Source organism: Shewanella basaltis (genome assembly GCF_023283885.1).
GTDB classification, from domain to species: Bacteria; Pseudomonadota; Gammaproteobacteria; order Enterobacterales; family Shewanellaceae; genus Shewanella; species Shewanella basaltis.
Map to the genome: position 1 here is coordinate 49429 of NZ_JAKILA010000006.1, position 12692 is coordinate 62120.

General features: G+C 40.7%; 10 protein-coding genes. 6 read left to right on the plus strand and 4 right to left on the minus strand.

From position 1 onward, the window contains the following. Positions 1–234: 234 nt before the first annotated feature. The 4 genes from L2703_RS06375 to L2703_RS06390 all read left to right on the plus strand — a co-directional run bounded on the left by L2703_RS06375 (position 235) and on the right by L2703_RS06390 (position 4632). Positions 235–1344: an OmpA family protein gene (locus L2703_RS06375; protein WP_248970287.1), complete on the plus strand. Its 1110-nt coding sequence runs from the start codon at positions 235–237 to the stop codon at positions 1342–1344. 293 nt (positions 1345–1637) lie between these two features. Continuing rightward, positions 1638–2591 carry a transaldolase gene (gene tal, locus L2703_RS06380; RefSeq protein ID WP_248970288.1) on the plus strand — a complete coding sequence of 318 codons (954 nt, stop codon included), beginning with the start codon at positions 1638–1640 and terminating at the stop codon, positions 2589–2591. A 19-nt stretch (positions 2592–2610) separates the two neighbouring features. Further along, positions 2611–4248, plus strand: coding sequence for a glucose-6-phosphate isomerase (pgi, locus tag L2703_RS06385; RefSeq protein ID WP_248970289.1), 1638 nt, complete (start codon positions 2611–2613; stop codon positions 4246–4248). A gap of 198 nt (positions 4249–4446) precedes the next feature. After that, positions 4447–4632 carry a DUF3545 family protein gene (locus L2703_RS06390; protein ID WP_160053078.1) on the plus strand — a complete coding sequence of 62 codons (186 nt, stop codon included), beginning with the start codon at positions 4447–4449 and terminating at the stop codon, positions 4630–4632. Between the two features lie 83 nt (positions 4633–4715). Here the strand turns inward: L2703_RS06390 and L2703_RS06395 are convergent, their stop codons facing one another. The 4 genes from L2703_RS06395 to thrA all read right to left on the minus strand — a co-directional run bounded on the left by L2703_RS06395 (position 4716) and on the right by thrA (position 10197). Next, positions 4716–5261, minus strand: coding sequence for a hemerythrin domain-containing protein (locus tag L2703_RS06395; protein WP_248970290.1), 546 nt, complete (start codon positions 5259–5261; stop codon positions 4716–4718). 182 nt (positions 5262–5443) lie between these two features. Beyond that, positions 5444–6727: a threonine synthase gene (gene thrC / locus L2703_RS06400; RefSeq protein ID WP_248970291.1), complete on the minus strand. Its 1284-nt coding sequence runs from the start codon at positions 6725–6727 to the stop codon at positions 5444–5446. Positions 6728–6772: 45 nt separating this feature from the next. Further along, positions 6773–7732 (minus strand): homoserine kinase, encoded by a 960-nt coding sequence (gene thrB, locus L2703_RS06405; protein WP_248970292.1) that lies wholly within the window; start codon positions 7730–7732, stop codon positions 6773–6775. Further along, the gene (thrA, locus tag L2703_RS06410) at positions 7729–10197 is read right to left on the minus strand and encodes a bifunctional aspartate kinase/homoserine dehydrogenase I (protein ID WP_248970293.1); all 2469 of its coding nucleotides are present in this window, start codon (positions 10195–10197) and stop codon (positions 7729–7731) included. The genes thrB and thrA overlap by 4 nt, the downstream gene beginning before the upstream one ends. Before the next feature lie 712 nt (positions 10198–10909). On the opposite strand from thrA, the gene slyD reads away from it, so the two are divergent. Both slyD and L2703_RS06420 read left to right on the plus strand, forming a co-directional pair. Further along, positions 10910–11470 carry a peptidylprolyl isomerase gene (slyD, locus tag L2703_RS06415; protein WP_248970294.1) on the plus strand — a complete coding sequence of 187 codons (561 nt, stop codon included), beginning with the start codon at positions 10910–10912 and terminating at the stop codon, positions 11468–11470. A 222-nt stretch (positions 11471–11692) separates the two neighbouring features. Further along, positions 11693–12070, plus strand: a complete 378-nt coding sequence (locus L2703_RS06420) for a hypothetical protein (RefSeq protein ID WP_248970295.1) — start codon at positions 11693–11695, stop codon at positions 12068–12070. The last annotated feature ends 622 nt before the right edge of the window (positions 12071–12692 follow it).

A 12692-nucleotide genomic window follows, 5' to 3' on the forward strand; every position in this document is an offset into this window, starting at 1 on the left:
ATGATTGTTTTTATTTAACATTTCATTTAATCACCATTATTTTTACAGCGCCGTTAAATTGACCATTACAAAAAATTAATCCTTTTTACTATGGAAAAACATCTAATTACAGCCCATAATTGCGCCGCTGACTAAAACACAAAGAATCACCACGCTAAGTGTCAGTAATGCATGACCCTAACAACTCCGTTACATGCATGTATGGTGGAGTAAAATAACAATGGACTAAAAATTATGATGAAGAACACATTAAAAGTAGTATTACTCACCTCAATGTTACCTTTAGCTGCTACAGCAGCAGAACAACTTACTCCTTGGTATGTTGGTGGTGGATTAGGCGTCAACAATTACCAGCACAACTGCGATGATGCACTAACATGTGGTGAAGATGACCCATATGCTTGGGATGTGTTCGGTGGTTATTTATTTAACGAATATATGGGTATCGAATTAGGATACCGTGATCTAGGCAATGCTGACTGGACTGGTTCTGACAACAACATGTACGATGTTGGCGCAGCTGGTGTGAGTCTTGGTGTTGTAGGTTTTTACCCTCTAGCAGATAAATGGGCTCTTTCTTCTGAGCTTGGTGCATATAGCTACCTGCTAGAAAACAAAAAAGAAATTAATGGCGAGAACTTAAGTGAATCAGATATCGCTTTATTCGTTGGTGCTGGTGTTGATTACAATGTAACTAGCAACTTAAAAGTTCAAGCTAAATATCGCCGTTACGAAGGTCTAGATGCGAGTGTATTAAATAACTTACGCATGGACAGTAACTACTGGGGATTAGCATTAAGCTACCGTTTCGGTACTGAAGCGGCTCCTGTTGCAGCACCTGTTGTTGCCCCTGTTGTTGCTGCGGCACCTGGCGATGATGACAAAGATGGCGTAACGAACAACATCGACAAATGTCCAGATACTCCAATGACACATAAAGTTGATGCAACTGGTTGTACTGTTTATGAAAACGTAACAACTAAGTATGACTTAGGTGGTATTTTATTTGCTAATGATTCAGCTGAAATCCGTGCTGGTTCATATGCTGATTTAGAAAAATTAGCAGACCACTTAAACAAATACCCACAACACACTGTATCTATTGAAGGCCATGCTTCTAACGTAGGTAAACCAGCATACAACATGAAGCTTTCTGAGCGTCGTGCTGTTGCAGTTGCCAATGCATTGAACAACAAATACGGTATTAAAACGACCCGTATCAGTTCAATCGGTTATGGTGTGACTAAACCAGTTATGCAAGGTAACTCTGAAGAAGCTAACCGCGTAAACCGTCGTATCGAAGCGATTGTTACCGGCACAGAGAAACGCCCAGTAATGCGTTAATTGTCACAATTATACGCTACACTTAAAAGTCGCTGCTTGCAGCGGCTTTTTTGTTTTCAGAACAACCTAAAATGAATACAACAGTGATTATCACTGGTGTTGCAGTGCCAGAGTTGCAAGCACCTTTCAATTTGGTTAACCAATTCTGTCTATTTAGCAACAATATCCGCCGAAATAGAGCGAAAATAATGGGGTATTTCGTAATTTTTTTACAAATTAAGTTGGAATAATCCTCAAAATCGCTTCTAATAACGCTATAGTTTTATATTAATTGCTTATCGAGAGGAAATTTCATGGCCAACACACTCGCGCAACTCAAATCATTCACGACCATCGTTGCTGATACAGGCGATATAGAGGCAATTAAGCGTTACCAGCCTGAAGATGCAACAACGAATCCATCATTAATTTTAAAAGCATCTCAAATCCCAGAATATGCACCTCTTATTGATAATGCTATTGCATGGGCTAAAACACAAAGTGACAGTATTGAACAACAAATCGAAGATGCGGGTGACAAACTTGCAGTTAACATCGGTGTTGAAATTTTAAAATTAGTACCTGGCCGTATTTCTACTGAAGTAGATGCTCGCCTGTCATTCGATAAACAACGCTCTGTTGATAAAGCGCATAAGCTAATCAAACTATATCAAGAAGCAGGTATTGATAAGTCACGCATTCTTATTAAGTTGGCTTCAACTTGGGAAGGTATTTGCGCAGCAAAAGAATTAGAGCAAGAAGGCATTAACTGTAACCTCACCTTACTATTTAGTTTCGCTCAAGCAAGAGCGTGTGCTGAAGCCGGTGTATATCTCATTTCGCCTTTTGTAGGCCGTATTTTAGACTGGTATAAAAAAGACACAGGTCAAGATTATACCGCTGAAACCGATCCTGGTGTGGTTTCAGTGACCGAAATTTATAACTACTACAAGCAGCATGGCTATAACACTGTTGTGATGGGTGCAAGCTTCAGAAACATTGGTGAAATTATCGAATTAGCCGGTTGTGATCGCTTAACTATTGGGCCTGCATTACTTGAAGAATTGGCAAACGCTGATGTGACAATTAGCCGTAAATTAGTAGCAACAACCTCTACCGTTGCTGCACCAACCGCCCTCACAGAAGAGCAATTCCGCTGGGACTTTAATGAAGATCCAATGGCTGTTGACAAGTTAGCAGAAGGTATTCGTAACTTCGCCATCGATCAGGGCAAACTCGAAGTTATGTTAAAAGCAAAATTAAGCTAAACACTAGGAGATTTGACTCGTGACTACACTCACTCAAAGCACTACGTGGAAAGCATTACAGGCTCACACAAGCCAATTGCCTCATATGCGTGAATTGTTTGCTCAAAACCCACAACGTTTTGAGCAAATGAGTGTTAAGGCTTGTGGGCTGTTTTTAGATTATTCTAAAAACCGTATCAACAACGACACGCTTGAATTGCTTTTTGCACTGGCCAAAGAAGCCAACTTAGCAGACAAAATCACAGCGATGTTTAAAGGTGATGTGATAAACAATACTGAGCAACGCTCAGTATTACACACAGCCTTGAGAAGCAAGCCAAATCAACAGATCATTACTGAAGGCGCCAATATTGTGCCTGAAGTACAACAAACACTGGCTAAAATGGCTGGGTTTGTAGAGTCTGTTCAATCAGGGCAATGGAAAGGCTACACAGGTAAAGCCATCACTGATGTTGTTAGCATTGGTATTGGCGGCTCATTCCTTGGGCCTAAAATAGTCTCTCAAGCATTAAGACCCTATTGGCAAGCAGGGCTTAATTGCCACTTTGTTGCCAACGTTGACGCAACCTCGATTTGCGAGAAGCTTAAAGGCTTAAATGCAGAAACGACCTTATTTGTGATGTCGTCTAAGTCTTTTGGCACCCAAGAAACACTGACAAATACATTGAGTGCTAAAGAGTGGTTTTTAGCACAAGGCGCATCTCAACAAGATATCGCTAAGCACTTTGTAGCAGTAACCTCAAATGTGGCTAAAGCAACCGAGTTTGGTATGGATGCTAACAACATTTTCCCAATGTGGGACTGGGTTGGCGGCCGTTATTCACTATGGTCAGCCATAGGTTTACCCATCGCTCTACTCGTTGGCATGGATAACTTTAAAGCCTTACTCGATGGCGCTCATCAAATGGATGAGCATTTTGCTCATACTCCACTTGAACAGAACATGCCCGTAATAATGGCGATGTTATCTGTGCTGTATGGTAATTTTCATGGTGCTCAATCACACGTCATTTTGACCTATGACCATTACCTTCGCGGTCTACCTGCTTACTTCCAACAGCTAGATATGGAAAGTAATGGTAAATCGGTCACTCTAGATGGCACAGATGTCGATTACAGCACTGGCCCAGTGATTTGGGGTGGTGAAGGCACCAACGGTCAACATGCTTATCATCAGTTGCTACATCAAGGTACAGCATTAATTCCTGCTGACTTTATTATGCCACTACAAAGCCATAATCCGTTAGGTGAGCATCACGATCAACTTGCATCAAATTGTTTTGGGCAAACCCAAGCATTAATGCAAGGCAGAACTTATGACGAAGCATTAGCCGAGCTTAATCACAGCAAGCTTAATGAACAAGAGAAATCTCTTATCGCCAAACATAAAGTAATGCCAGGTAATAAACCAAGCAATACGTTATTAATGGATAAATTAACCCCTACAACTTTAGGTGCCTTAATTGCGTTATATGAACACAGAACTTTTGTTCAGGGTGCGATATGGCAAATTAATTCATTTGACCAATGGGGTGTTGAGTTAGGTAAGCAACTGGGTAATGATGTTTTAGCGCGTATAGGTGCAGACAAAAACGCCACAGAGTTGGACAGTTCAAGTAATGCACTTATTAACCTGTATCGAAAAGGTCAGTTATAGTCATCATTGATACTGCAAACACTGCTTTATGAAAAATGCCGTTCAGCATGCTATGAACGGCATTTTTATTTGTGGCTCGGATCAAATTCACTAAACTGTGATTTTTTAGTAACGTAATTGCAACACAAGTATTGCACCCTATAGTTGAAATATGATACTTATTCATTGAGAGACATCATAATAACAAGGGAGGTTACCATGGATCGATTAGACTATGGTGGTGCGCTAGACGAAGTTGTTGAAAGACCAAGCCGCTCAAAAAGCTCGTCCAAAAAACGCAAATGGCGTGAGATTGAAGCCATTAAAGATAAACAGCGTTTGCTCAAGGAATTACAAGATATCGATGATTCATTCGATTTCGATGTTAGTACATTAGTTCTCTAATGGTAATAATAGACAATCTTTGGTTGTCGCTAACATCACATAAAAAGAGCGCTGAATGCGCTCTTTTTGTTATTGCGATAGATTTAAAAAGTCTTGTCTACTTTATCAATGTAAGCCCGTAAATCCTCAAACATCGATTTATCATTATCATTAAACAACGGATCATCAACAAGTCGTTGCTGACATAATACAGAAACTCTATCCCAATCATTGTCATCTAACGTGTTCTCAAATAGCGGAAACACTTCTCTTTCTTCATAATCCATATGTAATTGTTGTAATTGAATATAGTCTTTTAGATCTTTAATCAATTTCTCACGGGAAATGACAACATCGGACAAAATCATATTTAGACTGTAAATCAATGAACCAGAGGCTTCAGCTAAGCGATGATGTTCATTGTATAATTGACCGCAGTTTGCCAACCCAGCTTTGTTACTGTAGTAATCGTAAATGATATCTTCTAATGGATGATGACTATGCTCAGCATAGCTTTGCATATACTCGACGATATCCCTTACAAGATTAAAATTAACCCCATGTCCATCTGCAAGTCGAGCCAATTTATTTGAAAGTATATTCAACAAAATGGCAATATGCTTATGATCGCGCATTAAACGTTGCAACATAACCTTCTCCCGTCATCTCTCTAGCAAACAACCATGTATAAATAATAGCCAATATTAACGCTTTTTCTAATCTACACTAGGATATTAACAATGAGGTATGACCAAGATCATAATATTGGAATATAAAAAAACACCTAACCGCAAACCAGTTGCGTGTTAGGTGTTAGAACAGAGCCAAGAGGTTATTTTAATACAGAAAACATATGCGCTTTTAGCTGCTCAAAATCAGCCTCTAATTCTGCAGATAAAATGGGCTTCTCAGCAACTGCAGCTAGTTCAACAGGTAGAGGCAATTCAATTGCTAATTGCTGATCAACCACATCTTTAAACTTAGCTGGATGAGCTGTGCCAAGAAAAATCCCAGTTTCATCGTCCGTTAACTCTAAGGTTAAAGCCTGCGCAGCAATCGCTGCATGGGGCTCTGAAAGATACCCAACTTGATAGAGTTGAGCTAAAGCAGCAGCTGTATCATGCTCAGATAAAGCAATGCCCGTCACTAACGATAAAGGCCAACCCATTTGCTCGCAAATCGCCTCGACACGTGGCCAGTTACTCGGCTCCGACACATCCATGGCGTTTGACATGGTTGCAACCGTTTTATGTGGTTGCCATGCGCCATCTTGTAAATAGCGAGGTACAGTATCATTACTGTTAGTGGCGGCGATAAACCGCTTTATTGGCAGCCCCATTGCTTTGGCGAACAACCCTGCGGTTAAATTACCAAAATTACCACTGGGTACAGACATCACAATGTCATCATTACCGGCTTTTTTTGCTTGAGCGACAGCCTCAAAATAATAACAAATCTGCGCTAATAAACGGCTAATATTGATTGAATTAGCGGAGTTTAAAGCTAAACCGTCACGAACATCGCTGTCATCAAACGCTTGCTTAACTAAATGCTGGCATGCATCAAAATCTGATGTTACCGCTACAGTGTGAATATTTTTGCCTAATGTAGTGAACATCTTTTCTTGTAGTTCACTAATTTTGCCTTTCGGATACAACACCATGACGTTGACTTTATCTAAACCATAAAATGCATCCGCTACAGCGGCTCCAGTGTCACCGGAGGTGGCGGTAAGAATTGTCAGCTTTTTATCACCCGCCAGCAAATTAACGCATTGAGCCATAAAGCGAGCACCAAAATCTTTAAACGCCAGTGTTGGGCCATGAAACAACTCTAAACAGGCACGTTTTTTATCGACGTTAACTAATGGCACATCAAAGGTAAATGCATTATCAACGAGCTTATCAACACTGTCTTGACCTAATTCATCTGCTAACCAAGCGCCAAGTACCTTTTTGCTTCTTTGAGCAAAAGGTAAAGCGAGCAATGCATCCACATCAGCCAACCTAGGGATCGATTTTGGAAAAAACAACCCTCTGTCTTTGCCTAATCCCAGTTGTACCGCCTGACTGAAATTCACTACCTGAGATGGGTGTTTTAAGTTATATAATTCCATTACGACTGCCTTTTCAATTTCAAAATAAATAATATCTACCGACGGTTACACGCAGCGGGTACCTAATTGATCGAGTTTACACACATGAGCAAAACCACCAGGTTGTGAAATATAATGTTTCATCAACCAGTCTTTGGCTTGTTCTGCTAGCGCTAAATCGTCTGTCACGCTAAACAATGTAGGGCCACTCCCTGAAATGCCAGTTGTGAGCATGCCTAACTCGGCTAATGCATCTCGCGCCTCGGTATAACCCGGAATCGCAGCAGCGCGATAAGGTTCGGCTAAAACATCTTTAAGCATCTCAATTGCTAATGACGCATCTTGTTGATAACTCGCATGCACAAAAGCACTTAAATAGCGACCAAAATCAATCGCAACAGACTTATCATATTGAGCGGGTAATAACTCACGCATTTTGGCTGTCGATAACGATATGCCAGGGTAAGCGACTACCCAATACCAGTTATCAAAACTAGGAATAGCTGCACATGCTTTATCACGTGCATTGAGCATTAATTGCATTCCACCTAAATAACAAGGGGCGACATTGTCATAATGGACACTGCCAGAAATTTTACCTTCAAACTCGCCCATTAATCCGAGTAGCGCCTGTTCATCAAATGGTTGATCAAAATGTTCATTTAACGCATAGAGGGCGGCAACCACAGAGCTTGCACTTGACCCCAGCCCACTGCCAACTGGAAGGTTTTTTTCTAAGCAGATAGTGACGCCATCTTCGCGTTGTAGTTTTTGTAAAAAAAACTCAGCACATTGGTACACAATATTGTCTTTGCCTTGCGACGGTAATTTATGAGCCCATTGACCTATTTGGCTAAAATTAATACCAGACTTCGCCTTACTGATCATGACTCTATCACCAAGCAGTGAGCCATCAATAGGGGCTAATGCTGCCCCTAATAAATCAAAGCCTACCCCAACATTTCCCATTGATGCAGGAGCATATACAGTCAGTAATTCTTGGCTTACATTCATCGTTTGACTCATAGCCCAACCTCACGAGTCCAATTTAAAGTTCGCAACACATCAGCAAACGCCCCTGCAGCAGTAACTGCAGTACCAGCACCGTAACCTCTTAATACAAAGGGGATGGGTTGATAATAGCGACTATAAAACGCCAACGCATTCTCGCCCCCTTTGACACTGTATAGCGGATCGGTTGCATCGACCTCAATAATTCGTACATGGCATTGGCCATCATCAATTTGACCGACATAACGAAGTACTTTACCTTGAGCCTTAGCCGCATTTACACGTGCAGATATTTCAGCATCTAACGAAGGTAAGTTAGCCATAAACTGGTTTACATCACCAGAATCATCAAATGTGGCGGGTAAAACAGATTCCACATGAATGTCGCTTAGCTCTAAAGGTAAGCCCACTTCACGAGCTAAAATCAATACTTTACGCGCGACATCCATACCACTTAGATCATCACGAGGATCGGGCTCTGTAAAACATTTTTCACGCGCGATGGTTGTGGCTTCAGATAAGCTCATCCCTTCATCTAACATGCCAAAGATATACGATAAAGAACCCGACAAAATGCCGTTAAACTTATGTAACTTATCACCTGCATAAAGCAGCTTTTTCAAATTATCGATAACAGGTAAGCCCGCACCGACTGTTGTTTCATATAAAAATTGACGACGCTGTGCCAAAGCGGTTTGGCGTAATGCTTGATAATAAGCATAGTCACGAGTATTCGATTTTTTATTTGGAGTCACCACATGGAACCCAGCATTCATCACGTCAATATAACAGTCAGAAACCAGTTCACTTGAAGTACAATCAACAAGAACAGGATTCAATAATTGTTGCTCCTGCCCCCATTCAAGTAATTTTGCCAAATCATAATCCTGGCCTTGTTCAGCCAGTAATGATTGCCAGTCATTTAAGTCTATTCCCTGGCTATTGAGAAGCATCTGGCGCGAGTTGGCAATACCGCAAACTCGAATACTAATATGCAACTCTTTGAGCATGGCAGCTTGTTGTTTAATTTGATCCAACAAACCTGCACCTACATTGCCACTTCCAACTAAAAACACGTCCAAATATTGCTGTACATCAAAAAAGGCCTGATGGCAGGCACCAATTGCATGCTTAGTCTTCTTCTGCTGGATCACTGTCGAAATTGACCGTTCAGATGAGCCCTGAGCAATTGCCACAATATTCACACTCGCTTTAGCTAGAGCGCTGAAAAACTTAGCGGCAACCCCTTTATGGGTTTTCATACCGTCACCAATGAGCGATACAATCGACAGGTCTTGACGTTGCTCAATGGGTTCTAACAACTCATTTTTTATTTCAAGCTCAAACTCTTGCTCTAATGCCCACTTAGCTTTATTCGCCTCATGAGTCGCCACACAAAAACTGATACTGTATTCAGACGAGCTTTGCGTAATTAGCGACACAGAAATACCACTACGAGAAATAGCAGCCAATGTACGGCTCGCCATACCCACCATGCCTTTCATCCCAGGGCCAGATACGTTAAACATGGTTTGATTATCGAGATTAGAAATAGCCTTAACTTGTAAGCCTGTTTTATCTGCCTCATTAGATACCAACGTACCAGGAGCTGAAGGATTAAAGCTATTTTTTATGTAGCAAGGAATGTGATACTGGGCAATAGGAGCAATCGTTTTAGGATGCAATACTTTTGCACCAAAATAAGACAGCTCCATCGCTTCTTGATAACTCAACTGAGACAAAAGCTTGGCATCTGCAACCACGCGAGGGTCAGTGTTATAAACACCGTCAACGTCAGTCCAAATCTCACAACATGATGCATCTAAACACGCAGCTAACACCGCGGCAGAATAGTCTGAACCATTACGCCCTAACGTCACCACATTGCCATGAGCATCAGCGGCAGTAAAACCAGGCATAACCCATACACGGTGCTTATCTAATGGTAATAGCGCAAAACGCGGCTTACTCACACCAATATCAACCACGGACTCCAACGGCTGCCCTTGGCCTAAAAATAAAGCAACAGGGTCTAATTGTGCAGATGTAAGCCCTTTTGCTAACATCACTTGCTCCATTAATGCCGCAGACAAACGCTCACCAGTGACAACAATTTGCGCTCTAACGCTATCAGGGCATTCACCAAGTAATGTAATGCCGTTTAATTTGCCTTGCCAAACCGACATTTGCGCAGCGAGCTTGCCTGACAACAATTCATATTGTTCAACACTGAGCAACGAAGCAGATGCTTCGCTAAACAAACTGTTAAACACCTGATTGATATGATCTAGCACTGACTGATAATTTTGCTGACTCACGGCTAAATCAACCATTTCAAGCAATGCATTAGTAATCGTTGCAGGAGCTGAAAGTACCGTTGCTACAGGCTCTGTCACAGAAGACTCAGCAATAATGTCTGCTGCCATTGAAAAACGAGACCAATTCGCCAGCGAAGTTCCGCCAAATTTCATTACTTTCATCAACATCTCCCTGCCATACCATGATGGCAACTTTAATTTAATAACCTGAATTAAAACAAAAAAGCCCGCTTCTATTGTGGGAAGCGGGCTTGTTGTGCAAATCTTTTAGGGTGTAATCAGCCCGCCCCCACTATGGTAATAGTGGTGGTTGTAATGGTAGTAATTACAACGAGCAAAAGGGTAAACATTGAATAATCTCTTATTTTCATTTGGCTAACACACAAGTATGTTGCTCAAATAGCTGATCCACATTGGCTAACAGAATTGCTTTTTTTGCCTAGACTTGTCAACCCCTGCTTACAGTTTATTTGTAAGTTATTTTTAAAATTTAGTTGATTTAAATTAATTATGAATTTCACAATTTAAAAATAACGACATTAAAACCCAAAAATGTTTATACATCCCGTGTTTACGTTAACGTAATCCCACGACACACAAATCATAATCCATTGTTTTATAAAGCATACAAGTCAACTGCTCGACACCAAGTTGATCGCAGGCCGTACATACAACCAAGCTTTTGACGTAACTTGTGAAAAAATTAATGCCCATCCCAAATAACGTGATTTATTTTCAAGATACCTCCAATCGTTTTTTACAACTAGGCAACAAAAATAAAAAAGCTGTGATTGAATAAGCAAAAACTGATGTTTACCGTCGCAGACTACTGTAAAAATACGTTATGATGCGCACATCACGAATTGGAGGCGATATGAAAATTACAAAACATGCAGCGGTTACGATTCATTACCGCTTATCTGATGAGCAAGGTGAATTGATCGAAAGTTCTTTTGAAAGCGAACCTATGGTTTACCTTCACGGTACAGAAAATCTGATCCCAGGACTTGAATCAGTATTAGAAGGCAAAACCGCTGGCGAAAAAGTAGAAGCGAATATCCCTGCCGCTCAAGGTTACGGTGAATATCACCCAGGCCTTAAACAAGAAGTACCCATCAGTGCATTTGGCGATATCGAAGATATTATCCCAGGTATGCGATTTATCGCAGAAACCGAATTAGGCCAACGTCCAGTACAAGTTACCGAAGTAAAAGATGATGTAATTGTGGTAGACGGTAACCATCCTTTAGCAGGACAGGCATTACATTTTAGTGTAGAAATCGTTGCAGTAAGAGAGGCAACACCAGAAGAGCTTGCTCACGGACATATTCATGCCGAAGGCGGCTGTGGCAGTCATGGGCACGATCATGAACACGGTTCGTGTGGCTCTGAAAAACCAGGTTGTGACGGAAATGGTGGCTGCGGCTGTCATTAATTACGCTAACAAGATTGTCAGCTGAGTCATAAGAAAGTCTGAAAAAATATCAAGGCACTGTCTAAATGCTAGGCAGTGCCTTTTTATTTACGTTATACTTTACTTGCAATTAATCGCAATTAGTCAGACTTATCCTCATCAACCGTAATGGACAACAAGGTTATGAAGATCCTCGCTAATTGCCTTCTCATATAATAATTAATACATAGCGACGGAGTGCTTATGTTAATTAAACCTGTATACGAATTACTACCTTATAGCTATATGGTTGTGGGTATTACAAGTATTTTTTTACTCGAACCAAGTTATACGTTAGTCGTGTCAATTGTAGTGTACTTATACGGTGCACACATCTATAACTTACGCTCAAAAAACCGTCGTACCGACCCTAAACGAAAACGTAAGGTCGGGTCGATGCCTGAGTTACTCTACGGCTTGATGCCATTTATATATGTATTTTCAGCGCTCAGTCTTTATCGGTTTTATCCTAGAGACTCTAGTACTTTGTTTGCATTATGTTTAGCAACTTATGGCGCATATTTATTAATGCGACGTTCAAGCTTCCGACATCACAAGTACCCTAAAGGGATCAGGCAATAGAAAATACACTGCAAATGTTACATGCCTGAGCGTGGGACAAGAGATGTATTGATAGTGCGAGAAATCAATATGTTATGCTAATCTGCATTCATAGATGAGCACTCATATAGGTGACCACTCAAAATGCGTCTAACGTTTTTTGATTAACCTCAACTCTGGATAAGAGATGTATTGATAATGATATAAATCAATAGATTGACTAAAATCCACTGTCAAGCTTGTGATTTGTTTTGCTAACAAGGCGAATTAACGCGTCAATAGCTAGCCTATTGCAAGTTAATTCAACGCAGTGAGGAAGGCAAAGGACTGCTTGAAAGGCGTTTGTTATCCAGAGCTGAGGTTGATTAGGCATCGGCAAAATGCTTACTCTCGCTAAAATTGCATTAGCGCGGTGAAAAAGACAAAAGGCAATTTAAAAGGGGTTTGTTACCCAGAGATTTAATTAAATCAGTTGTTTAATTAAATCAGTTGTTTAATTAAATCAGTTGTTTAATTAAATCAGTAATTTAGTTAAAAGAGTACTATTTAGCGCAGCATAGCAAGCCCTATACAATTATGTAACGCTGTAATGGGGTCAGTTATAAAGCCCAAAGCGCTATTCTTTACTCACTTTCTTAACCTA